Source organism: Paenibacillus sp. LRG-1, from assembly GCF_057220305.1.
Window position 1 is genome coordinate 1,179,772 of the sequence record NZ_CM170126.1, and the last position, 25,399, is coordinate 1,205,170.

At 49.6% G+C, this 25,399-nt stretch carries 19 protein-coding genes; 17 read left to right on the plus strand and 2 right to left on the minus strand.

Annotation, left to right across the window (positions count from 1 at the left end; all coding sequences use genetic code 11):
• Positions 1-130: 130 nt before the first annotated feature.
• Positions 131-1,171, minus strand: coding sequence for a substrate-binding domain-containing protein (locus tag ACUUJN_RS05270; protein ID WP_071559113.1), 1,041 nt, complete (start codon positions 1,169-1,171; stop codon positions 131-133).
• 500 nt (positions 1,172-1,671) lie between these two features.
• Here ACUUJN_RS05270 and ACUUJN_RS05275 point away from each other — a divergent pair, with 500 nt between their 5' ends.
• The 17 genes from ACUUJN_RS05275 to ACUUJN_RS05355 all read left to right on the plus strand — a co-directional run bounded on the left by ACUUJN_RS05275 (position 1,672) and on the right by ACUUJN_RS05355 (position 23,736).
• The gene (locus ACUUJN_RS05275) at positions 1,672-1,872 is read left to right on the plus strand and encodes a GH32 C-terminal domain-containing protein (protein WP_068938463.1); all 201 of its coding nucleotides are present in this window, start codon (positions 1,672-1,674) and stop codon (positions 1,870-1,872) included.
• A 93-nt stretch (positions 1,873-1,965) separates the two neighbouring features.
• Positions 1,966-5,223 carry a glycoside hydrolase family 32 protein gene (locus ACUUJN_RS05280; protein ID WP_484669354.1) on the plus strand — a complete coding sequence of 1,086 codons (3,258 nt, stop codon included), beginning with the start codon at positions 1,966-1,968 and terminating at the stop codon, positions 5,221-5,223.
• A gap of 271 nt (positions 5,224-5,494) precedes the next feature.
• Complete coding sequence (gene nifB / locus ACUUJN_RS05285) at positions 5,495-6,994, plus strand: nitrogenase cofactor biosynthesis protein NifB (RefSeq protein ID WP_053324759.1); 1,500 nt, start codon at positions 5,495-5,497, stop codon at positions 6,992-6,994.
• 6 nt (positions 6,995-7,000) lie between these two features.
• Positions 7,001-7,867 (plus strand): nitrogenase iron protein, encoded by an 867-nt coding sequence (nifH, locus tag ACUUJN_RS05290; protein ID WP_053324760.1) that lies wholly within the window; start codon positions 7,001-7,003, stop codon positions 7,865-7,867.
• A gap of 88 nt (positions 7,868-7,955) precedes the next feature.
• A complete protein-coding gene (gene nifD, locus ACUUJN_RS05295; protein ID WP_484669355.1) occupies positions 7,956-9,404 on the plus strand; it encodes a nitrogenase molybdenum-iron protein alpha chain in 1,449 nt (482 codons plus the stop codon).
• Positions 9,401-10,930, plus strand: coding sequence for a nitrogenase molybdenum-iron protein subunit beta (gene nifK, locus ACUUJN_RS05300; RefSeq protein WP_028543223.1), 1,530 nt, complete (start codon positions 9,401-9,403; stop codon positions 10,928-10,930). Before nifD ends, nifK begins: the two co-directional genes overlap by 4 nt.
• Before the next feature lie 71 nt (positions 10,931-11,001).
• Positions 11,002-12,363 carry a nitrogenase iron-molybdenum cofactor biosynthesis protein NifE gene (gene nifE / locus ACUUJN_RS05305; RefSeq protein WP_028543222.1) on the plus strand — a complete coding sequence of 454 codons (1,362 nt, stop codon included), beginning with the start codon at positions 11,002-11,004 and terminating at the stop codon, positions 12,361-12,363.
• Positions 12,353-13,660 (plus strand): nitrogenase iron-molybdenum cofactor biosynthesis protein NifN, encoded by a 1,308-nt coding sequence (gene nifN / locus ACUUJN_RS05310; protein WP_053324762.1) that lies wholly within the window; start codon positions 12,353-12,355, stop codon positions 13,658-13,660. Before nifE ends, nifN begins: the two co-directional genes overlap by 11 nt.
• Positions 13,657-14,046: a NifB/NifX family molybdenum-iron cluster-binding protein gene (locus ACUUJN_RS05315; protein WP_028543220.1), complete on the plus strand. Its 390-nt coding sequence runs from the start codon at positions 13,657-13,659 to the stop codon at positions 14,044-14,046. The genes nifN and ACUUJN_RS05315 overlap by 4 nt, the downstream gene beginning before the upstream one ends.
• A gap of 92 nt (positions 14,047-14,138) precedes the next feature.
• Entirely contained in the window at positions 14,139-14,903 is a 765-nt protein-coding gene (locus ACUUJN_RS05320) for a HesA/MoeB/ThiF family protein (RefSeq protein ID WP_023987276.1), read from the plus strand.
• Positions 14,881-16,017 carry a homocitrate synthase/isopropylmalate synthase family protein gene (locus ACUUJN_RS05325; protein WP_076264452.1) on the plus strand — a complete coding sequence of 379 codons (1,137 nt, stop codon included), beginning with the start codon at positions 14,881-14,883 and terminating at the stop codon, positions 16,015-16,017. The genes ACUUJN_RS05320 and ACUUJN_RS05325 overlap by 23 nt, the downstream gene beginning before the upstream one ends.
• A 244-nt stretch (positions 16,018-16,261) precedes the next feature.
• Entirely contained in the window at positions 16,262-17,998 is a 1,737-nt protein-coding gene (locus ACUUJN_RS05330) for an ABC transporter ATP-binding protein (protein WP_279832217.1), read from the plus strand.
• Positions 17,979-19,817: an ABC transporter ATP-binding protein gene (locus ACUUJN_RS05335; RefSeq protein WP_068938469.1), complete on the plus strand. Its 1,839-nt coding sequence runs from the start codon at positions 17,979-17,981 to the stop codon at positions 19,815-19,817. Before ACUUJN_RS05330 ends, ACUUJN_RS05335 begins: the two co-directional genes overlap by 20 nt.
• Before the next feature lie 212 nt (positions 19,818-20,029).
• Positions 20,030-20,686, plus strand: coding sequence for a DJ-1/PfpI family protein (locus ACUUJN_RS05340; protein WP_023987280.1), 657 nt, complete (start codon positions 20,030-20,032; stop codon positions 20,684-20,686).
• Between the two features lie 143 nt (positions 20,687-20,829).
• Positions 20,830-22,023, plus strand: a complete 1,194-nt coding sequence (locus ACUUJN_RS05345; protein WP_484669356.1) for an MFS transporter — start codon at positions 20,830-20,832, stop codon at positions 22,021-22,023.
• Positions 22,016-22,675 (plus strand): TetR/AcrR family transcriptional regulator, encoded by a 660-nt coding sequence (locus ACUUJN_RS05350; protein WP_053324767.1) that lies wholly within the window; start codon positions 22,016-22,018, stop codon positions 22,673-22,675. Before ACUUJN_RS05345 ends, ACUUJN_RS05350 begins: the two co-directional genes overlap by 8 nt.
• 149 nt (positions 22,676-22,824) lie before the next feature.
• Positions 22,825-23,736, plus strand: coding sequence for an AraC family transcriptional regulator (locus ACUUJN_RS05355; protein ID WP_053324768.1), 912 nt, complete (start codon positions 22,825-22,827; stop codon positions 23,734-23,736).
• A 108-nt stretch (positions 23,737-23,844) separates the two neighbouring features.
• Here the strand turns inward: ACUUJN_RS05355 and ACUUJN_RS05360 are convergent, their stop codons facing one another.
• A complete protein-coding gene (locus ACUUJN_RS05360; protein WP_053324769.1) occupies positions 23,845-25,245 on the minus strand; it encodes a sugar porter family MFS transporter in 1,401 nt (466 codons plus the stop codon).
• Positions 25,246-25,399: the final 154 nt, after the last annotated feature.

Below are 25,399 nucleotides of genomic sequence, written 5' to 3' on the forward strand. Positions count from 1 at the left end.
AAGCGTCAGCGGTCGCCTTTGTATCCGGATTTTTACCACTAGGCTATTTAATAAAATCCGGATACAACAGCGATTGGAGCAACGTTCCGTTCGCGGAGCGTCGTCAGAACATCTCTTTTACTCTCACCATCTATTGCAATGTCGGAGTTGACTCTCTAAATATCGGCTCTGTTCTGATATGCGTGATCTGATAAGGTCTAGAAGGATTTTTGACCCGCGCCAATAGCATCTCAGCCGCCGTAATGCCCATTTCGTTGTTGTAGATATGCACGGTGGATAAATGAGGTTCCACAATCCGGGATTCAGGAGCGTTATCAAACCCAAACACGGCAATATCGTCAGGAATTTTCAAGTTTTTATTTTTGAGCGCTTTCATGACACTGACGGCAATAAAATCATTGGCGCACACGAACGCAGACGGTAGCACGTTCATGCCTTCCAATTGTTTATCCATCCAATCCGACTCGGAGAAAAAATTCCGGTCCTGATCGACGATACAGCAAGATAAATCCACATGTAGACCTGCTTCGATTAAAGCTCTGTTATATCCAACCCACCGCTCGTTGAAGCTTTTGCAATGCTTATAATCCCCAGCAAACCCGATCCGCGTAAATCCACGATGAATCAGGCTTTTGGTGACAGAATAAACGCTATGTTCATTTTCCATCAGCAATAAATCCGCTTTCAAATCAGGATAAGAAATGTCCACAGAACAATCAATAAAGATCGTGGGCAGTCCCAAATCCGTAATAAGCTCACTATATTGTGGATCAAACATTTCAATACAAATAATTCCATCCACCTTGGAGGCTTCAAAATTATTAGGAAGCGTTCCTGCATGGATTTCATTTTCCCGCACAATATGAATCGACAGATTATACCCTTCTGCGCTTATTCTTTTCTCCAAACCACTGATGAGTAAGGAGCCAAAATGTGAGCTGTTCGGCAGATTGCATGTGACCAGGGCAATGTTACCTTGATTTTTCGGGATGATGCTCTCCGTTTCCACATAGGCAAATTGCTTATATTTAAGTTCTATCGCTTTTTTAATGACCTTGTTCCGAGTATCAACCGGGATGCTATCATTACCGTTAATCGCTTTGGACGCGGTATTTCGAGAGATTCCCAAAGCGTCAGCAATGTCTTGAATGGTGACTTTTTCTTTCTTCATAGACAGGTTCCACCTTCACTAATAATGGATTGCCTGAGAGGTACAGTTGCCTCTTACAGCTCTCCGTTTAGACCTTAAATGTATCTTAAATGTATAATAGTTCGCATGAAATAGCAATGTTTGCATTGCAAATGAACAAATAATATTTACATTTGTAAAGTTTATTTGATAACTTATATTTATCTCCATCGGATCGACAAATAAATTTAAATCCAATCTTATATAAGCTGGACAAAAAAAGTGCGCATGGGAAACAGAGAGGACAGATCCATGCTGTATAAGTAAAGCGGTCATTGTTTATGGTTAACTTTTAAAGTTGGATTATATACTATGACTGTTATCATTTCTTCTTACAAAAGAATAATTTATTAATGCTATATTTAGTCAAATGTCAATTATTTTTTTACAAAAAACATTGACGAATGACATTTCGATTTGGTAAATTGAAGATGGGAAATGTAAGCCTTTTCAAATTTGTTGTATAGGCGATTTATTACAGATTGGGGGAATTGCGAGTATCAAAAGAACAGGAGATGCTCGTCGGTTATGCTTCTGATACGCAGGAAGTATATGTAGACCGGGCACGGTCAGGCTGTTCGGATTTACATGAGGACTTTGCGGGAAGACACGCAGCCCCACTGGAAACAGTAGAAAACCGATTGGACATTCATATCTATGTGGATCGTTCGCCGCTGAAATGAGACGTTCTCCATGACGATCTAAACAGCTGATTTTCCAATTATTTTGTAGTGGATGCGCGGTGTTGATCCGTACTAGAAGGTAGGGGATTGGGGATGAAGGTGGAGTTTACTAACACGCGAACGAACCTGACCGGCTGGCAGATTAAAGGACAGGGGCACATAGAAGATAACATCCAGGGACTTTTGCTGAGGTCGGAGCCGCAGGAAAATGTGATGGCTATGTCCGGAACAACGTCTCAGAATTTTACTTTTGAGGCGGATGTGATGGTCACTGACACACAGGCGGATGCTACGCTAGTATTCCGTTCCAGTGAGGACGGGTGGTCTTCCTATATGCTCCAAATCGTGCCGGCTGCCGGATTGTTGCGGTTGCGGGATGCTACCGGGGATATTGGAAGACTGAAAGAGGAACGTCAGGTCAATTTAAAAAAAGGAGCTATTTATCATCTTAAGGTGAGCGTAGAGGGCTCCCATCTTAAAGTGTTCTGGGATGAGGGATATAAGCCGATTATAGATGTGGTCGATACGACTTATACATCAGGATATTTGGGGCTGAATGTCTGGAATGGATCGGCGTTATTTCAGAACATTCAAGTCAGTGATATGGATACGAATCTAAGCGGACCGCTCCTGATCCGTGGAAAATGGCAACCTGACCTGAAAGGGCAAAGGGCTGAGGGAACAAGTGCAGAAGATGCATTGAAAATATATGGCTCCGCAGCTACAGACCTGGTGCTGGAAGGCGGTGTGACGCTGAATCCTTCTGAACCGGGAATGGAAGCAGGACTATTTTTCAGAGGGAGTCAGGATGGGAAAAATGGATATGTTGCTTCTGTGCAAGGCGAAGGCAATCAGGTTCGCGTACAACTGAAGAAGGCGGACGGAACGTTGATTACAAAGTCGGCGCAGACATATCAGGGTGGGTTCAGCAGCAAACACCACTTGGAAATCATCGCTCATGGAGAGCGGATTCAGGTATTTATAGATGGATATACTCCTGCGGCAATTGATATCATGGATAGCAGCAATACCAACGTCTTTGCAGGCTTGAAAGTGACCGGGGGAACTGCTTATTTTCAGGATATCTACCTTACCTCTGTCTCGAATTACTATACAGAAAAATATCGCCCGCAGTATCATTATTCTCCTGCCAGAGGCTCGGCGAGCGATCCGAACGGATTGGTTTATTTCGAGGGGGAGTATCACCTGTTCCATCAGGATGGTGGACAATGGGCGCATGCGGTCAGCCAGAATTTGCTGGATTGGAAAAGGCTTCCGTTTGCATTGAAGTGGAATGATCTTGGTCATATCTGGTCAGGCTCGGCTGTAGCCGATCTAACCAATACTTCCAGCTTGTTCGGTGACTACGGAGGAGCAGGGCTGATTGCCTATTACACTTCCTTCAATCCCGATCAGCTCAAGGGCAACCAGAGAATCGGCCTTGCTTACAGCACAGACCGGGGACGTACATGGCAATACCCGAAAGACCGCCCAATTGTAATAGAGAACCCGGGCCAAAGTGAAAACGATCCTGGCAATTGGGATTTCCGTGATCCTAAAGTAGTGTGGGATGAAGTCTATCAGCGCTGGATTATGGTAGTGTCGGGAGGCGATCATATCCGTTTTTTTACCTCCACCAACCTAATAGATTGGCGCTGGACGGATAACTTTGGTTATGGTGATTATATACGTGGTGGAGTATGGGAATGCCCGGATCTATTTCAGCTTCCGGTAGACGATGGTAATACTTCTAAATGGGTGCTGATGATTAGCACTGGAGCCAGCACAAACACTCAAGGCTCGGATGCGGAATATTTTATCGGTGAACTGACGTCTGATGGCAAATTTCAAAACGATCATTCACCGGGGAAGGTGTTGAAAACCGATTGGGGCAAGGAATTCTACGCCTCAATGTCCTTCTCCGATGTACCCGACGGGCGGCGTATCATGCTGGCATGGATGACGAATTGGGACTATCCGTTCAGCTTTCCGACTTCTCCCTGGAAGGGACAGTTTAGCATCCCGAGAGAGTTATCGCTAAAAACAACTCGTGAAGGCATCCGTTTGATACAGCATCCGATATCCGAGCTGACTTCGCTGCGTTCCCGTTTATTTGCGATAGAAAATCAAAGTGTCACGGAATCTTCTCCGAATATACTGGAAGGTTTGGATGCAGGTGCCTATGAGATTGAAGCGGTGTTCGAACTGCCTTCTGTTGGGGCTGCTTCAGCATTCGGGTTTTACGTGCGGGATGGCGGTGAGCAAAGAACGGCGGTCGGCTATACAACAGACATACAACAAATGTTTGTAAACCGTGCTGATTCAGGGCTTACAGATTTCTCTACTCTATTTTCAACGCTTCATAAAGCATTACTTGCACCTATCGGAAATCGAATCCAAATGCGTATATTTGTGGACGAATCCTCGGTTGAGGTGTTTGGAAATGATGGAGAGGTCGTATTTTCGGAGATTATTTTGCCCGATTCGGCGCGAAGAGGGATGGGCTTTTACACCCAGGGTGGTGAGGTGAAGGTTGTTTCCCTCCATGTTTATGCCTTGCGGAACAGCTGGAGGCTACCAGATGCTTCGTCTGCCAGTGTGATCATGGATCACACTTATGTGGAGCTTGCGAGGGAGCAGACGAAGCGTCTGTACGCGAGTGTGGGGGATGAGTCTGGAGAAAAAGAAATCTCGCTGATTTGGGTTTCTAACAATCCTGAGATTGTAAAGATCAATGCGTCCGAGGACGGGAGTGCGTTAATGGAGGCGGTTGCCCCGGGAGAAGCTGTTGTTACGGCTTCCGATTCGGAGGATAAGGTCCGCGGTAGTACCTTGGTTAAGGTGCACGGTGGGGTGTTTCATACCAACCTTACAGGTTGGAAGCCGGATGTTTCCGCATCGCGGTGGATCGTGACAACGGATGGGATACGAGGAAGCTATATCAGCGATGCGAATTATATGGCTGCTGAGCAGGCGGAAGATTTTACGTACGAGGCTGATATGAAGCTGCATGGAAATGGAAGTGCTGGATCCATGATTTTCCGCGCCAATGCTGACGGATCGAGTGGCTATTATCTGAATTTGGACCCCAATCTGAAATCGATTCGCCTATTTTTTAAAAAAGAGGGTCGATTTGAGGAGCGACAGGTGCTTGCTAAGGTGCCAAGATTCGTTTTGCCGGAAATGTTTCATCATATTAAAATCGTGGCGGAGGGCCTGCGCATTCGCATTGATGTAGACGGTGAGCAGGTCATCGACCTGGAAGATAGTACGTTCACCGAGGGACTTGTGGGTGTGAATGTATTTGGAGGGCAGGCGTTTTACCAACATGTAAGGATCAAGCCAATTTGAATTTCTTATTTCAAAAGGAGAGCCGTCTTAACGGACTCTCTTTTTTTACGTCTTGATGTTATTGAGAATATGAAATGTAACCGCGCACATGTGAAGGATGTGATATCTTACCTAACGTAAAATTTGACACATATGTGAAATGAGGATAAATGTCAGAGATTTCATGGAGAAGCGAATTGACTGGATTTGTCCCTGTCTCTAAGATGTAATTATATTCCAGACAAAAACAGAGATTTGTGTAAGGGAATATAACGTGGAGAGGAGGGAATGAATGGACTCTTTAGCTGATCTCTCGGAAACCCCCTTAGCATTGGAAACCCTCAGACGACATCCCTGTTATAACGAAGAGGCACATCGCTATTTTGCGCGCATTCATCTTCCAGTAGCCCCGGCATGCAATATTCAATGCCATTATTGCAACCGCAAATTCGATTGCGTCAATGAAAGCCGTCCCGGCGTTGTTAGTGAACTGCTCACGCCGGAGCAGGCGGCGAGCAAGACCTATGGCGTAGCGGCACAGCTGATGCAGCTGTCCGTTGTCGGCATTGCGGGACCTGGAGATCCGCTGGCCAATGCGGAGGCAACCTTCGATACCTTCCGCCGGGTCCGTGAGACAGTTAAGGATGTCATATTCTGTCTCAGCACGAATGGCCTTACCTTGATCAGGCATATCGACAGGATTGTAGAGCTGGGTATTTCGCATGTCACGATCACGATCAATGCTGTAGATCCAGTGGTGGGGAGCCGCATTTATGGATGGGTCTACGATGAAGGAAAACGCTATGCAGGAGAGGAGGCCGCGCGGCTGTTGATTGACCGCCAGCTGGCAGGCTTGAAGATGCTGGCTTCGAGAGGCGTATTGTGCAAGGTGAACTCGGTGCTGATTCCCGAAGTCAATGATGCCCATCTGCCGGAGGTAGCCAGGGTGGTCAAGGAGCACGGCGCAGTGCTGCACAACATTATGCCGCTCATCATCGCACCTGGTAGCCGGTATGAGCAGGAAGGGATGCGGGCTCCCCGTCCCCGTCTGGTCCGGCAGCTGCAGGAGCAATGTGCTGAAGCGGGGGCTGTCATTATGCGCCATTGCCGTCAATGCAGGGCGGATGCGATTGGACTGCTGGGCGAGGATCGCAATCAGGATTTTACATGGGAGAACATAGCGGCTGCTCCTCCCATGGATGAAGGGGCAAGGGCACAATTTCAGAAAGAACTGGATGAGAAGGTGAGAGTGAGAATGGAACGCAAGGAGGGACAATCACACCACAAACAACCGTCAACCGGGGCTGGCTGTAGCTGCCCGTTATCGGGAGATAAGCCTGAAGCGAGCTTCACCTCAAAGCCAGTCCTAATCGCAGTGGCCAGTCGTGGCGGAGGGAAGGTGAATCAGCATTTCGGCCGTGCCAAGGAATTTATGATCTATGAAAGCGACGGGACCATCGTAAATTTCATAGGCATTCGTAAGGTGCAATCCTACTGCCACGGGAAAGCCGATTGCAATGGGGACAAGGTCGAGACGATGAAGGAGATCCTTTCCATGGTGCATGACTGTGCATTGCTGCTGTCGTCCGGCATAGGCGAAGTCCCCAAAGAGGCATTGCAGGAAGCTGGCGTGCTGCCTATTGTATGCGGCGGGGATATTGAGGAATCGGTTCTGGAATATGTGAAATTTCTGCGTTATATGTATCCTGTGCAGAGCAATAAAGGAAGTAAGCGCAATAAGGGAGTTAAGGGCAATCGTTCGGATTTACCCATTAAACATTTTGGAGGCTGAGAAAATATGAGACAAATTGCGTTTTACGGTAAGGGCGGTATCGGCAAATCGACAACCTCGCAGAATACACTGGCTCAGCTCGCGACCAAATTCAAACAAAAAATTATGATCGTAGGCTGTGATCCCAAGGCAGACTCCACCCGTCTTATTCTGAATACGAAGGCCCAACAGACAGTGCTACATCTGGCTGCTGAAAGGGGCACGGTAGAGGATTTGGAGCTGGAGGATGTTGTCCAGAGGGGCTTCGGTGACATTCTGAACGTGGAATGCGGCGGGCCAGAGCCCGGTGTCGGCTGTGCAGGACGCGGCATCATCACAGCCATTAATTTTCTGGAGGAAGAGGGCGCCTACGAAGGGCTGGATTTCGTATCCTACGATGTACTTGGGGACGTTGTGTGCGGGGGCTTCGCCATGCCGATCCGGGAGAAGAAGGCGCAGGAAATCTACATCGTATGCTCAGGCGAGATGATGGCTATGTACGCTGCCAACAATATTGCGCGCGGGATATTGAAGTATGCCAACAGCGGCGGGGTACGTTTGGGCGGCTTAATCTGCAACAGCCGGAATACGGACCTGGAAGCGGAATTGATTACAGAGCTTGCGAGAAGACTGAACACGCAGATGATCCACTTTTTGCCGCGTGACAATGTTGTACAGCACGCTGAGCTGCGCCGTATGACCGTTACCCAATATAACCCGGAACATAAGCAGGCTGCGGAGTATGAAGAGCTGGCAGGTAAGATTTTGAATAACGATATGCTAACGGTTCCCACTCCCATTTCCATGGAAGATCTGGAGGATCTGTTGATGGAATTCGGCATTATTGAGGATGAAGAAACCGCAATTAACAAAGCTGAGGCGTCCGGGCAGTAGGCTCCAGCTAGAAGGCTTAATGACGGAACCAACGTGTGATGATGGAGGGAGCTGAACGCGTAGCTCGCAGGAGGGAGGAATAGGCCAAATGAGCAATATTGTGGATAAGGGAAAGCAGATCGTAGAGGAGATACTGGAGGTATATCCCAAGAAGGCCAAGAAGGACCGGACCAAGCATTTTGAGATCGCGGATGAGGAGCTTGTGAACTGCGGAACCTGTTCCATTAAGTCCAACATGAAATCACGGCCCGGCGTCATGACAGCAAGGGGCTGTGCTTATGCAGGCTCCAAGGGTGTGGTATGGGGCCCGATTAAAGACATGGTGCACATTAGCCATGGTCCCATCGGCTGCGGGCAATACAGTTGGGGTACCCGACGCAATTATGCGAATGGGGTATTGGGAATCGATAATTTTACCGCCATGCAGATTACAAGCAATTTTCAGGAAAAGGATATCGTGTTCGGCGGAGATAAGAAGCTGGAGGTGATCTGCAGGGAAATTAAGGAGATGTTCCCGCTGGCTAAGGGCATCTCCGTGCAATCTGAATGTCCGGTCGGACTGATTGGTGATGATATCGGGGCCGTGGCTAAGAAGATGACAGAGGAGCTGGGCATTCCGGTCATTCCTGTACGCTGTGAGGGCTTTCGCGGGGTGAGTCAGTCTCTGGGCCATCACATTGCCAATGATGCTATCCGCGATTTTCTGATGGGGCGCCGCGAGCTAAAGGAGTCCGGGCCTTATGATGTCTCCATTATCGGGGACTACAATATCGGCGGTGATGCCTGGGCTTCGCGCATTTTGCTGGAGGAAATGGGACTGCGGGTTATAGCGCAGTGGTCGGGTGACGGTACGATCAATGAGCTGGGGATTGCGCATAAATCCAAGCTCAATCTAATCCATTGTCATCGTTCCATGAATTATATGTGCACAACGATGGAGCAGGAATACGGAATTCCCTGGATGGAATATAACTTCTTCGGCCCGACCAAGACGATGGAGAGCCTTAGAGCGATTGCTGCCCGCTTTGACGAGACGATTCAGGAAAAATGTGAGCAGGTCATTGCCCAATATATGCCGCAGATGGAGGCGGTCATCCGTAAATACCGCCCACGTCTGGAAGGCAAAAAGGTGATGCTTCTGATTGGCGGACTGCGGGCAAGGCATACTATCGGTGCCTATGAGGACCTGGGTATGGAAATTGTGGCTACAGGCTATGAATTTGCCCATAAGGATGATTACGAAAAGACGTTTCCCGATGTAAAAGAAGGCACCATTCTGTACGATGACCCAACTGCCTATGAGCTGGAGGAATTGGCCCAGCGGCTGAATATTGACTTAATGGGCGCCGGAGTCAAGGAGAAATACGTGTATCACAAAATGGGCATTCCCTTCCGTCAAATGCACTCCTGGGATTACAGCGGGCCTTATCATGGTTTTGACGGCTTCAAGATTTTTGCACGTGATATGGATATGACCATAAACAGTCCAGTATGGAGCCTGCTGCCGTCCCGGCAGACTGCGGAGGTGCCGGTATGAACGAGCGTCTGAACATTGTCGATCACAATCAGCTGTTTCGGCAGGATAAATATGTGCGCCAGCGTGAGGAGAAACGGGCCTTCGAGGCCCCTTGCTCGCCAGAGGAGGTTACCGCCACCCTAGAGTACACCAAGACCAAGGAATACAAGGATAAGAATTTCGCTCGTACAGCTGTAGTCGTGAACCCGGCCAAGGCTTGTCAGCCGCTGGGAGCAGTTATGGCTGCGCTGGGCTTTGAAAAAACGCTCCCGTTCATTCATGGCTCACAGGGCTGTACGGCTTATTTCCGTAGCCATCTTGCCCGCCACTTCAAAGAGCCTGTTCCTGCCGTCTCCACCTCGATGACCGAGGATGCCGCCGTATTCGGCGGCATGCGCAACCTCATTGACGGTATAGAGAACTGTATTGCCTTGTATCAGCCGGAGATGATTGCGGTATGCACGACCTGTATGGCAGAGGTGATCGGAGATGATCTGTCTGCCTTCTTGGCTAATGCCCGTCAGGAGGGAGCCCTTCCCGAGGATATGCCGGTTCCTTTTGCCAATACCCCCAGCTTCTCCGGTTCACATATTACAGGCTATGACGCCATGCTGCGCTCTGTACTGGAGACGCTGTATAACAAGTCAGGCCGGACGCCGCAGCCTGGTCATGAATTGAAGCTGAATGTACTGCTCGGGTTTGACGGGTATACGGGCAATTTTGCGGAAATGCGGCGCATACTGGGGATGTTCGGCGCTACGTATACCATTCTGGGTGACCACAGCAGTAATTTTGATTCAGGGGCCACTGGAGAGTACAGCTACTATTACGGGGGAACGCCGCTTAAGGATGTGCCCGAGGCCGCAGATGCTGCCGGCACGTTGGCGATCCAGCAGTACTCTCTTCGTAAAACATTAGGCTATATGAAGCGAACCTGGGGGCAGCAGGTGTCTTCCATCTCCACGCCGCTGGGCATCCGCGCTACTGATTGCTTGCTTGAAGAGATCAGCCGTCTGTCCGGAAAGGAAATTCCCGAGGCATTGAAGCAGGAGCGCGCCCGAATTGTGGATGCCATGATGGATTCGCATGCTTATCTGCACGGCAAACGAGTGGCTATGGCGGGAGACCCGGATATGCTCATCGGCCTGATTGGCTTTTGTCTGGAGTTGGGCATGGAGCCGGTGCATATTGTTTGCTCCAATGGGGACCGGAAATTTGAGAAGGAAGCAGAGCTTCTGCTGAAGTCCAGCCCTTACGGTGCAGAAGCCACAGTTCATTCCGGTCAGGATTTGTGGCATATGCGTTCGCTGCTGTTCCAGGACCCGGTGGACCTGGCTATTGGCAGCTCCCACCTGAAGTTCGCGGCCAAAGAGGCGAAAATTCCTTTGCTCCGTGTGGGCTTTCCGATCTTCGACAGGCATCATCTGCATCGTTATCCGATTATCGGCTACCAGGGTGCGCTGAATCTGCTTACCCAATTCGTGAATACCGTACTGGATGTCATGGAAGAGCAGGCTCCGGATCATAGCTTTGATCTGGTGCGCTAATTGCTGTACCGCGTAGATGGAAGTTGGCAGCTATTTCAATGGATTCTATCTGAAATTAGGGGGGTGTGCGGATGGAGCCGGCTGTGTCTAACGGAAGGCTGGAGGTATCCTGCGGCAACAAAATTCCCAAAAGCACGCCCTGTCCCCGGCCTGTGCCGGGGGAGGCTTCGGGTGGCTGCTCCTTTGACGGGGCCCAGATTACACTGATCCCCATTGCAGATGCGGCTCATCTGGTGCACGGGCCGATTGCCTGTCTCGGCAATAGCTGGGAGAGCAGAGGCAGCCTGTCCAGCGGCCCAGAGCTGTCGGCGTATGGCTTCACTACTGATCTTGGAGAACAGGACATCATTTTTGGTAGTGAACAGAAGCTGCATGAATCGATTCGCTACATTGTCAGCCGCTTTGCTCCTCCCGCTGTGTTTGTCTATACAACATGTGTCACAGCCCTCACCGGTGAAGATATCGAGGGGGTCTGCAAGGCTGAATCGGAGCGGATGGGGACGCCGATCATTCCGGTGAACAGTCCGGGATTTGTGGGCAGCAAGAATCTCGGGACCCGGCTGGCCGGAGACGTGCTGTTCCAGCATATTATCGGCAGCACCGAGCCGGAACAGACAACCTCCCATGATATCAATCTCATTGGGGAATACAATATTGCGGGCGAGATGTGGCATATCGAGCGGCTGATGCAGCAGGCGGGAATGAGTATCCTGTCCCGAATTACCGGGGACGGTCGGTTCCGTGAGGTGGGATGGGCGCATCGTGCCAAGGCCAATATGGTCGTATGCAGCCGGGCTTTGCTGGGCCTGGCAGTCCAAATGGAGCGTAAATACGGCATTCCTTATTTTGAAGGTTCATTTTATGGAGCAAAGGAGACGAGTTATTCCTTGCGGCAGATGGCTTACCTGACTGGAGATCGTGATGTAGAGCGACGGGTGGATAAGCTGGCCGCACGGGAGGAAATGAGGCTATCGCTGGAGCTGGAACCCTACCGCAAGCAACTGAAAGGAAAGCGGGCAGTGCTCTATACCGGAGGGGTAAAGAGCTGGTCTGTCATTACGGCTTTGCAAGAGCTGGGCATTAAGGTAGTTGGTGTAGGCACGAACAAGAGTACTGCCGAGGATGTATCCCGGATTGCTGACCGTATCGGAGATGATGCGGAATACATCCCGGAAGGCGGCGCCCGGCAGATTCTCAAGACCGTACGGAGCCGCAAGGCAGACATGGTCATTGCCGGGGGCCGGAACATGTATATGGCGCTTAAGGAACAGATTCCTTTTGTGGACATCAATCAAGAACGGCACAAAGCCTATGCGGGCTATGACGGGCTGTTGTCTCTAGCGAAACAGCTTGTGCATACGCTGCAGCATCCGGTATGGGAGCTGACCGCCAAATTGGCTCCATGGGAGGAGGAGACGGAATTTGCCGATTAAATCCGCCACGAAGCCTGTCAGTGTCAACCCGCTCAAGGTAGGACAGCCTCTGGGCGGCGTGTTGGCTCTGCAAGGGATGTATCGCTCAATGCCTTTGCTGCACGGCGCTCAGGGCTGCTCGGCCTTCTCCAAGGCGCTGCTGACTCGCCATTTTCGAGAGCCGATTGCCGTTCAGACCTCTGCGCTGCAAGAGATGGACGTTATATTTGATGCAGACCGGAATCTGGAGGAGGCGCTGGATCATATCTGGTCTAAGCATCATCCAGATGTCATCGGCGTTATCAGCACGGCCCTCACTGAGGTGGCAGGTGTTGATTTTCAGTCCAGGGTAAAAGCGTTCAAGCGAGAACGGGCCTTGAAGGAAAGTCTGCTGTTTTCTGTATCGCTGCCTGATTTTCACGGCTCTCTGGAGACGGGCTACAGCAGTACAGTAGAGTCGCTAATGGATGCCGTACTCGGGTTAGCCGGAGGCAAGTCCCCCAAAAAACAGCGCCGGACGCAGGTCAATCTGCTGCCGGCTTCTTATCTGACTGCCGGAGATGTCATGGAAATCAAGGATATTATCGCTTCCTTCGGCCTGGAGGTTATCACACTTCCCGATATCTCCACTTCCTTGTCCGGTCACCTGCTGACAGGTTTTTCCCCTTTGACGAGAGGGGGGACTCCGCTGGATTCAGCCTGCCAGATGCTGGAGTCTTCCTGCACCATTGCCATTGGCGCGAGCATGGAGCGTCCGGCGCGCAGGCTGACTCATGCCGCAGGCATTCCCTACCACTTGTTCACGGGTCTGTCTGGCTTGGCCGCGAGCGATGCGTTCATACATTTTCTGCAGAAAATCAGCCGCGAGCCAGCCCCTGTTCGCTTCCGCTGGCAGCGTGAAAATCTGTTGGACAGCATGCTGGATGCCCATTTCTATTATTCCGGCGCTTCCGCTGTAGTGGCGCTAGAACCGGATCATATGCTGTCGACCGCAGCCTGGCTGGAGGAGATGGGAGTGGAACTGAAACGGCTAATTACACCCTGCAGCACGCCCGCACTGCAAAAGACAGAACGGGAAGTCTGGATCGGTGATCTGGATGATGCAGAGGAGAGCGCGCAGGGCGTTGATTTGTGGATCAGCAATTCACATGGAAGAAAGGGAGCGGCACGGGCCGGGGCCTCATTCGTACCGGCAGGCTTGCCGGTGTATGACGAGCTGGGCGCCCACACATCGGTAAGCGTCGGATACCGTGGAACCATGGAGTGGGTGAACAAGGTGGGTAATGTATTGCTTACCGAGAGGGGGAGGGGAGGATGAAGGTTGCATTTGCGACGGAAGACGGTGTGCATGTGAATGCTCATTTTGGGCAGAGTCCCATGTTCACTGTATTCGAAATCCGGCACTCAGGCGTCCAGTTCCTGGAGCATCGGCGGATAGCCCTGGGGAGCGATGAGAACGAGGCGGGCAAGATCGCCAGCCGCATTGGCCTGATCGAGGATTGTGCCTTGATCTTCCTGGTACAGATTGGCGCTTCGGCCGCCGCACAGGTTACCAAACGGACCATTATGCCTGTGAAGGTGGCCTTCGGTAGCACCATTGAGGAGCAGGTCCAGCGTCTCCAGAATATGCTGGCTCGTAATCCGCCCATGTGGCTTGCCAAAATCCTGCACGCTGAGGAGGGCAGCGGCAAAGCCGAATCATGAGCCTTCTGTAAGGAAGAGCAACCGTATATGATGTCAAGATCCTGCGGACCGAATATCTTAAAGGCGGGAGCCGCACATGGAGGGGTGGACGAATGGTACAGCTGCTGGAAGACAGTAGATACGGACGCCAGTTGAAGCTGCTGGGAGTGGAAGGTCAGAACAGGCTAAAGCAGGCTACTGTTATGGTTGCAGGCATCGGAGGATTGGGAGGGACAGCGGCCATGTACCTGGCCGCTGCTGGAGTGGGAAAGCTGATATTGGCCCATGAGGGTGTAATCCATCTGCCCGATATGAACCGGCAGGTGCTGATGGACAGCGGACGAATCGGGGAGGAACGGATGGAAACGGCATTGCAGCATTTGCACCGTATCAATCCGGAGACCCAGCTTGAGGGCCACGCCGACAGAATCACGGAAGAATCCTCTCGACCATGGGTAGAAGCGGCAGATATCGTGATTGATGCACGATATGACTTTCCGGAAAGATATGCGCTGAACAGACTATGTGTTCGACATGGCAGACCGATGATAGAGGCGGCCATGTACGCCTATGAAGTATCATTGATGACCATTGATCCCGGTAGGACGGCGTGCCTGGAATGTCTCTACCCAGAAGGCGGACAGCCTTGGGAGCCTCTGGGATTCCCGGTCCTGGGAGCCACCTCTGGCTTGATTGGCTGTATGGCTGCACTGGAAGCGGTCAAATGGATTACAGATGCGGGCAATCTGTTCACTGACCGCATGTACCGTATGAATGTGCTGGATATGAGCAGCTGCACCATAGCGGTCAAACGCAATCCGCGTTGTCCGTGCTGCGGAACGGGAGGGAATACAGATGAGTCGATTGCATATTTGTGATACGACACTTCGTGACGGAGAACAGGCTCCGGGCGTTGCCTTTTCGGCCGAGGAGAAAACTGAAATTGCCATCATGCTGGACTCGGCGGGGGTGGAGCAGGCTGAGATCGGAATTCCGGCAATGGGAGAGGCGGAGTGCAGGTCTATTGCCAGGATTGCTGCTCTCGGACTTCAGATGAAGCTAATGACCTGGAATCGCGCGGTGTTCACGGATATTGATGCAGCTGAATCGACAGGTGTCGGCTGGGCCCATATTTCGGTTCCCGTGTCGACGGTGCAGATGAAGGCCAAGCTGGGTATGAATCCTGAGCAGGTGACGGAGCTGATCCGCAAGTCAGTCGATTACGGTCTGTGTAAAGGATTGACTGTTTCCGTAGGCTTTGAGGATGCTTCAAGGGCAGATGACCTGTTCCTTGAGCAGTTGGCGAATCAGCTCTATAGGGATGGTATCCGGCGCTTCAGATATGCCGACACGCTGTCCGTTCACCATCCCGCTGCCATAGCTGCCCGTATAGACAGATTTGTATCGCGCGTGCCGCAGGATGTGGAGCTTGAGATTCACTGTCATAATGATTATGGCCTAGCGCTTGCCAATACTTTGGCAGCTTTGCAGGCGGGAGCTGTCTGGGCCAGTACCACAGTGTCGGGCCTTGGGGAAAGGGCAGGTAATACGGCGTTGGAGGAAGTGGTGATGTCGTGGAGGGATCTATATCAAGGAACCTGCAGTGTCCGCCCCGAACTGCTGAACCCGCTGGCTGCACTGGTCTCCAAAGCCTCCAACCGAATCATTCCCGAAGGTAAGCCAATTGTGGGAGACATGGTATTCGCCCATGAATCCGGCATACATATCAACGGTCTGCTAAAGGAGCGCGCCGCCTATCAGGCCCTTGATCCGACTGAGCTGGGTGCTGACCATTCGTTTGTACTCGGCAAGCATTCGGGCAGAAGTGCAGTTCAATATATGCTGGAGCAGGAAGGAATCGAGGCGGGCTCCGGTGAAATCAAGTTCCTGCTGGAGCGACTTCGCCTAGTCGGTGAAGATCCCAAGCGTGTCATTCATAGCGCGGATTTAAGGCGCTGGCTGCAGTATTATCCGGCAGAGCTGCCGAAATAATCGAAAAAGCGTTCCCGTCCGGTAAGTGTGACCGTGACTGGAACGCTTTCTTGCATATCTTTTAATTTCACAACCGGAGTCTCCAATTTGCTGGTTAAACGAAGCCGTTCAGAAGGGTATAATAAAATATAGTGCTGTATAAAGTGCGTATATATGGTTTTACAGCAGACAGGTTCGAATCTTATAACCATTACACGCTGATCTGGAAGGACGGCTATGGGCAATTGGAGGAATGCTTGTGGGAATGATGTTTTCTTTTCTAAAAAAATATCGGGTTCCAGCCATCGCAGCGCTCGTGATGATGTTGCTGGAATTGACGGTAGAGCTATCACAGCCATATTTGATCTCTAAAATCATTGATGAGGGCATCCGACAGCAGGATTTGTCCGTCGTCTGGTTATGGGGCAGTGTATTGGTGGGGAGTGCCGTTATCGCTTTTATGGCGGGGATATCCAGCTCTTTTTTTGCTTCACATGCAAGTCAGGGCTTCGGCTATGATTTGCGGGAAAAGCTGTACCGTAAAGTGCAATCCTTTTCGTATCCTGTGTTTAAACGTTTTGCCACTTCGTCGCTGATTACGCGCCTGACCGGGGATGTCACGCAAGTACAGGATACGGTGTTTATGAGCCTGCGTTTTATGACACGGGTTCCGCTTGTAGTCATCGGCAGTATTGTGATGGCACTGGTTGTACATTTCAGGCTTGGACTGCTATTGGCGGTTATGGCCCCAGTGCTGTTCGTGTTTGTGTTGGTGATGATGCGGAGGACGGTCACTTTGTTTAAAGGTGTCCAGCGACGCTTGGATGACGTTAACGGAGTAATTCAGGAGAATCTGACAGGTATCCGTCTCATCCGGGTTTTTGTGCGGATGCGGCATGAAATCGAACGTTTTGCCCATTACGGAGGCGAGTTGATGAAAGGGACGGTGTCCGCTCTACGCTGGACAGAAACGACGATGCCGTTCATTTTGTTTACGATGAATGCAGGGATTATTGCAGTACTTTGGTTCGGACGCGGCCAAATTTCCACTGGGGATGCCAGTGTAGGACAGGTGGTCGCAGTCGTCAATTATTCACTGCGGACAATTGGAGCCCTGTCTGCCTTATCAGGTATCGTTGTTGTATTTTCCCGGGCAACTGCATCTACGGGGCGGATTCGAGAGATATTGGAAACATCTAATGAAGATGGGCAAGAGCTGGAGCCTGTTTCAACACATCATACACAGATTGAGGGACAGGTGGAAATGGACCGGGTAAGCTTTCATTATCCGGGCAGTGATCTGGCTGTCCTAAAGGATATATCTTTTAAGGCGCAATCGGGCGAGCGGATAGCTATTATGGGGGCCACTGGCTCGGGCAAATCCTCACTTGTGCAGTTGATTACACGTCTGTATGAAGAAGATGAAGGTTATGTGCGCTTTGACGGAAAGGACGCTCGTGAACTGGATGCGTCCATATTGCGAGAGGCTATTGGCTATGTGCCTCAGGAGGTACTGCTATTCACCGGCTCGATTCGGGATAATATTGCTTGGGGGCTGGAGAATGCCAGCCTGGAGCAAATTAAGGAAGCTGCACGGATAGCGCAAATCCATAATATGATTGAACGCTTGCCGCAAGGCTATGACACGATGCTCGGGCAGCGTGGTGTCAATCTGTCTGGCGGACAGAAACAGCGGCTTTCGATTGCCCGCGCACTGGTGCGCCAGCCGACAGTGCTGATTTTGGACGACAGCACAAGTGCATTGGATGTAGGGACAGAAGCAGCACTACTGAATGCACTCGATGGCCTGTCCTGCACGACATTTCTCATTACGCAAAAAATCAGCTCGACGGCCTCAGCAGATCAGATTTTACTGCTGGATGAGGGTCGCCTGATGGCAAGTGGAAGTCATGAGCATCTCATGGATAGCTCGGATCTGTATCGGCGTATCTATGAATCACAATACGGAAAGGAGGAGTCGCATGTTCAAGGAACTCATTGAACCGTTCCGTCAGCCTACACCGCCGTCCGGTGTGCTGCGAAATCCGGTGGGAGCGGAAGGACGCCGCAAGGCCAAAGCGAAGAACTGGTCTGGCACGTTAGGACGGATATGGGCTTATCTGGCCCGCCGTAAGGCCAAACTGATGCTGGTGCTGTTCATGGTACTGCTCAGCTCCGGGCTGGCTCTGCTGGGTCCATATCTGGTCGGCGTAGCGGTGGATGATTTTCTCGAAGGTCCGGGTGGACGCACGTGGATTTATTTTCTCATCGGATTAGGAGCTGTATATCTGCTCAACTCGCTGACCTCCTGGTTGCAAAATATCTGGATGATTGAGATTGCCCAAGAGACGGTGTACCGCATGCGTTTCGATCTGTTTTCACATTTGCATCGACTACCGATTCCTTTCTACGGCAAACGTCAGCAGGGAGAGATTATGAGCCGTCTGACCAATGATATTGAAAATGTCAGTTCTACGCTTAACAGTTCCGCCATTCAGATTTTTTCGAGTATATTGACGCTAATCGGTACACTCACGGTGATGCTGTGGTTAAGCCCGCTGATGACCCTGCTGACCTTTATCGTGGTGCCGTTAATGGCTGCCGGGATGCGCTGGATTACACGTCGCACCGGGCCTTTATATAAGGAACGCCAGAAGAATTTGGGCGAACTGAACGGATACATCGAAGAAACACTGTCTGGGCAGCAGATTATTAAAGCATTTTCGCAGGAAAAGAGAGTCATCCGTGGTTTTGGCGAGCGTAATGACCGTATTCGGCTATCGGGCTTCTGGGCACAAACGATTTCAGGCTTTATACCGAAGCTGATGAACGGACTGAATAATCTCAGCTTTGCTATTGTAGCGGGGATCGGTGGGATTTTGGCCATTCGCGGCTCCATCACTATAGGTACAATTATTGTATTCGTAGAATATGCCCGCCAGTTCACCAGACCGCTGAACGATTTGGCTAACCAGTGGAACACTCTGCTGTCCGCCATTGCCGGAGCTGAGCGTGTATTTGAAATATTGGATGAAGATGAAGAGTCCAAGGATGAACGCGGCGCAGTGGAGGTAGAGCATGTGGAGGGGGCGGTGCGGTTTACGGATGTTTCCTTCGGTTATGATGAGGGAAGCGCTACGCTGGAAGGTATTTCTTTTGAAGCCAAACCGGGTGAAATGATCGCACTAGTCGGCCCGACCGGGGCAGGAAAAACGACACTGATCCAGCTCCTTTCCAGATTCTATAGCCCCGACCAGGGAACGATTACGCTGGACGGGCGCGATATCACCACCATACAGCGTGAAAGCTTGCGCTCCCGCATGGCATTTGTGCTACAGGATTCCTTCCTGTTTCAGGGGACGATTCGTGAAAATATCCGCTTCGGCAGACTGGACGCCACCGATGAGGAGGTTGAACAAGCATCGAAACTGGCTAACGCCCATTCCTTTATCATGCGGATGAAGGACGGATACGACAAGGTGTTGGAAGCGAACGGCAGCGGCATCAGTCAAGGGCAAAAACAACTGCTGGCTATTGCCCGTGCTATTTTGGCCAACCCTTCCATCCTTGTACTCGACGAGGCAACAAGCAGCATCGACACCATTACCGAGATGAAGATACAAGAAGGACTGGAGCGGCTCATGCAGGGGCGAACAAGTTTCGTCATCGCGCATCGGCTGAATACCATTCGTCTGGCTGATCGGATTCTGGTCTTAAAGGATGGCCGTTTGGAGGAGAAGGGTTCTCATGATGAACTGCTGGCTCACAAAGGCTTTTACAGTGATTTATATTATGGTCAATTGAGTAAGCAAAGCTCCTAAGCCGGCTCGCGATTAACAGATTTACAGGCATACTTAAAAGGACTACCTCGGGGGTGGCCCTTTTTAAGTATGCCTTTTTACAGGTACGTACTCTTAAAGAGGCGTTTGAAATGAAGATACTGCTTTCACACCATTAAATATACCCATACCCCGTATATGTATGTTAGTATGGATGTGCAAGAATAAAATCCCACTTCAAAGGAGAGATCATCATGAAAATCGCAATCATGCTTTTCGATGGAATTACGGCATTAGATGCAATGGGTCCATACGATGTATTTGCTGCTACACTGAAATGTGAAGTGAAGTTTGTCGCTAAGAAAAAAGGGTTAATCAAGCTGGACTCAAATATGGGTTATTTGCATGCCGATTACAGCTTTTCTGAAGTTAGTTCAGCTGATATTCTTGTTGTTCCAGGTTGCAGTCCGCCAAATTATAAAACTCCAATGAATGACGAAGAAACGTTAAATTGGATTCGCCAAATACATGAAACTACGAAATGGACCACGTCGGTTTGTAACGGCTCTTTGATTTTGAGCGCCGCAGGCTTGTTAAATGGAACCGTAGCCACCAGTCATTGGGGTTCCTTAGACCTGCTCCAATCTCTTGGAGCCATTCCAACAGATGAGAGAGTGGTTCGTCAGGGCAAAATCGTTACAGCAGCCGGTGTCTCCTCTGGTATTGATATGGCACTCCAGCTATTGGCATGGGAATTGGGAGAAGATATGAGTAAAGGAGTTCAGCTGATTTTGGAATACGATCCTCAGCCTCCGTTTGACACGGGTTCACCAAAGAAAGCACCTGCTATATTGGTAGAACAAATAAGAGGTATGTTACAAGAGTTTGCAAAACAGGAGCCTAATGTGTAAAGCAAGAATAAAAAGATCTCTTTCTGGTATTAGCTTGGCATAATAGGTTTGTAATTTTATTTACAAGGGTCCCTATTTCAACTAATATAGTTTACACATAGTAAAGGGTTACATAGTGTAAATGGTTGAAGGGGGTTACAAACATGAGCAGCTTACCTAAGTCTGCTACATTTCCACTTTTCATTCTGATGCTGAATTTGTTTATTGCTTTATTGGGTCAAGGTATGGTGATTCCCATTCTGCCTGAATATCTGAAACAATTTAATGCGGCAGGAGCTGCTGCGGGGTATCTTATTGCCGCTTTTGGAGCAGCACAGTTTATTTTTTCGCCCCTAGGTGGGCAGCTTTCGGATAGATGGGGGCGGAAATCCATGATCATCACCGGTCTGTTTTTAACCGTCATCTCGGATCTTATGTTTGCTGTTTCTACGACATTGCCTCTTCTATATATTGCCCGATTTATCGGGGGGATAGGTATTGGCTTAATGGTTCCTTCCAATATGGCCTACGTCGCTGATATTACCACTTCTGAAACCCGAGCTAAAGGAATGGGATACTTGGGTGCCTCCATGAATTTGGGTATGGTGCTTGGTCCGGGGTTAGGCGGTATGATCGCTGAGTTTGGCATAAGGGTGCCCTATTTTTTTGCTGGTGGACTTGGACTTGTAGCTACGCTGCTTAGCTTGTATATGCCAGAGACACTACCTAAGGAAAAACGAAAACCCGCTAGCCAATGGGTCCGCCGGGAGCCAAACCAAATCCTAAATTCATTTCGGACATCTTATTTTCGTTATCTTCTCCTCATTCTGATCATGACATTAGGTTTGATGAATTATGAAACGGTGTATGCTCTTTTTGTGGAACGAAAATATGGTTTTGATGCCACTAAAATCTCAATGATCATTACGGTCGGTGCAATTATAGGCATCGTTGTGCAGATATGGCTACTTGATTATCTCATCAAGAGACTTGGTGAGATAAAGCTTATACGTCTCTCTTTGATCATGACAGCCATCGCTTTACTGTTAATGATAATTAAGGTCAATTTAGGTTATCTTCTGGCGGTATCGGCGCTGTTTTTTGCTTTTAATGCCTTCCTAAGGCCAACCGTAAGTACAATGATCGCGAACTCAGCTCGTGATCGTCAAGGATATGCCGCCGGATTGAATACGACGTATACCAGCCTAGGCAACATATTGGGACCCATTTTGGCGGGTTTGATGTTTGACAAACACATTCATATTCCTTATATTTTTGGTGCCCTTATCCTTGCATCTGCCCTTTTCTTAACCTTACAAAAATCGAAAAATGAGAAACGGATGGTTGTTAATGACTGAGAACTGGCACCAGAATTTGAAAAATAAAAATCGGGAAGAACTCATTGCGGCTGCCAAGGAACTTTTTATGAAGCAAAGCTTTCTCAAAGTTAATATTAAGGATGTATGCAACGTGGCTGGTGTAAGTCGGGTCACATTCTATAAGCACTTTCAGTCCATGAACGAACTGATCTTTGAGGTTCAGATGGAAATCCTTGAGAGCATGACCGAATTTGTTAGAAGGGCACCTTCAGCCGAAATGAGCGGTAAGGAGATGCTTACTTCGATGCTTGATGCATGGATTGATTACGCTCGGCAACATCCAGAATACATCAAGTTTATTCTTCTATTCGATCTGCATTACGAAGCTTATGATTCAAATCAAGAACTCAAAGAACAGTACAAAAATTTTGTTAGCCGGGAAAAGGAACGACATTTCCTGATGGATGCTCTGGAAGTTGGATTCCAAGATGGATCATTAAAGTCCGACACAGAACCCTTGAAGACCGCTCATTTTATCTTCACGTCTATGATGGGTATACTACAGAAAATGAGTCTGACGTCCAAGGACGATTGGAATAATGAACTTGATGATATAGAAATTGCTAACCGATTTGCGGGAATGTTGATTCAGTATTTAAGTCCAAAAAGTGATAAATCCCCAACCTTTTAGGCAAGAGTCGCCTGCCGTATTCCAAAGGATTTCAGATCGTCCGATGGAGTGAAATAGAAGTACAGGACTCAGTCTGTTAAACTGTGAAAATAGAGCGGTTGCAGATACGTTGTCGTGTTAGCCTTATCTATTTTTGTGGAGGTGCGGGGATGAACGGAAGTCTGTTTGAGCCACGGCTGCGTGACGGGGATTATATTCCCCGTTTTTTTGCTTACTATTACAAGCAATGGCATGACTACACCATGTCTTACCACGATCATCATTCTACCGAAATTATGTACATGATTTCCGGCTTTTGCAGGGTAGATGTACAAACGGGAGAGAATGTGGAAGAAAGCATCACGCTGCGTAAAGGCGAGTTTATTATGCTGGACGCAGGTGTACCTCATCGACTAGTGGTGGAAGGAGAACAACCGTGCCGGATGCTAAATGTAGAGTTTGGTTTTACGGAGGGAGTGAGGGTAGGGCCGTCTATCCGACAAATGGCAGCAGAGGAGCAGGAGGTCACGACTCTCATGTCACGTCCGTTCCCGTATCTGGTACTATCGGACCCGGAAGAGGTATATTATGCGCTGAAAAGTCTCGTGCTGGAGCTGGACCAACGAAAAGAACAGCCGGGTGCAATGGCAGAGATGCTTTTTATGCAATTGCTAGTACGAATTGCACGTCTACGGGAAGAGGCAGAGCGCAGCAACACGCAGCAAACGGATATGTACATCAAACGATGCATTGAATTTCTCCATCTGAACTATGACCGAGATATTGTGGTTAAGGACATGGCGGCAGCCGTGAATCTGCACCCAGGTTATTTGCACCGTATTTTCAAAAAGCATACTGGGATAACCCTCACCGCGTATTTAACGATGCTGCGAATGGACAAGGCCCGTATGCTTCTTCAGCAAACGGACATTCCCATTCAAGAAATTGCCGATTATGTAGGCGTGGCCAGCAGGCAGTATTTTCATATGTTGTTCAAAAAGCACACAGGCAAGACGCCTGTTGAATACCGCTCTGCTGTGGAGCGCAATGTGAGGAACTATGCGGAGGAGGATGGGAACTGATAATAAGAAGCCTCTGAACCATTGCCGATTTAGGTCGGTATGACTCAGAGGACGTGTGTTTTGAAGCATTATAACATGTGTCCGGGCTTCTTGAGAGCTAAAGTTGGGTCATTTCCCAAGCCACATATTTTCCATCTGTTCAAGTGATCTCCCCTTGGTTTCGGGAACCTTGCGCCATAAAAAGACTACGACGAACAACGAGATGGCTCCGAATAACCAGAAGGTATTGGACGGGCCGGCTGAACTCAGCAGAGGAGGGAATGCCTGCGATACCAGATAATCGCCGGCCCACAATGCCATCGAAGCGATGGCGACCGCTTTGCCGCGAATGCGGTTCGGAAAGATCTCCGAGATCATAACCCATACGATCGGCCCAAGTGATATAGCATAGGAGGCCACGTAGATCAATATCATGATGAGCACAAGCGGTCCGGTGGTCAAACCCATTTTGAATGCGGCTCCAATAATGACCAAACAGAGGGTCATCAACGAGGTGCCAATTATCAGCAGGACTTTTCGTCCCGCTTTGTCGATCAGCCATACAGATACGATGGTGAACAACACATTGATCAACCCGATCCAAATGGTCTGGGTCAAAGAAGCGTCCGTACCGAGTCCCATTCCCTTAAAAATAACCGGCGCGTAGTACAAAATGGCATTGATGCCGGTAATATGCTGCATAATGGCGAGCATAACACCGATAAAGAGAGCGACCCGAATACCAGGAGCGAACAATTGTTTCAATGAGTTGTTCTCATTTTTGAATGATTCCTTGATATCAAGCACTTCCTGCTTAGCGGCTTCTTCACCGTGAATTTTCAGCAAAATCGGCAGCGCTTCATAAGGCCGATTCTGTTTAATAAGCCATCTCGGGCTTTCGGGTATGAAGAGCATCAAGAGCATAAAGATCAGTCCTGGAACGGCTCCCACTCCGAACATCCAGCGCCAGGCTGTTGAGACACCCCAGGCTTCATCCCCCATGCTGACGATCCACGAATTCTGAAAATAAACCAGGAAAATCCCTGTTACGATCGCCAACTGATTTAAAGCAACCAAACGACCTCGGTATTTGGCGGGAGCGATCTCCGCGTTGTACACCGGACAAACGGTGGAAGTGATTCCTATGCCAATGCCGCCGATCATGCGAAAGATAACATACCCGGTGAACGTGTCTTGAAGCGCAGAGCAGATCGAGCCGACGACGAATAAAAATCCGGCGGCCAGTAATACCTTTTTTCTGCCGATCTTTTCACTCATGTAGCCGGAGAGAGCCGCTCCGGTGACACTCCCGACAATCAGACTTGACACCGCCCAACCAACCTGAAATTCGCTCAGCGAAAAACGCTGCTGCAGGAATTCGACTGCTCCCGAAACAACCGCGATATCAAAACCGAACAGGATACCTCCGAGCGCAGCTACGATGGATACCAACGTCACAAAAAGCATATTGGGTTTTTCTGATTGAAGCGCTTTCTGTTGAGCGCTTTCATTATTGATGATTACTGCCATATGATCATCTCCCCTCCAGATCTCTGGAACCTCATTCCGTTCTTCGAGGAGAAGTATAACATGCGCTTATAAAAGAAAGGCCGGTTATCGTCTTCATTAAACGGACCTTTTCCTGCACGATTTTGGCTTCGATTCCCGAATTGGAGACGGAGGG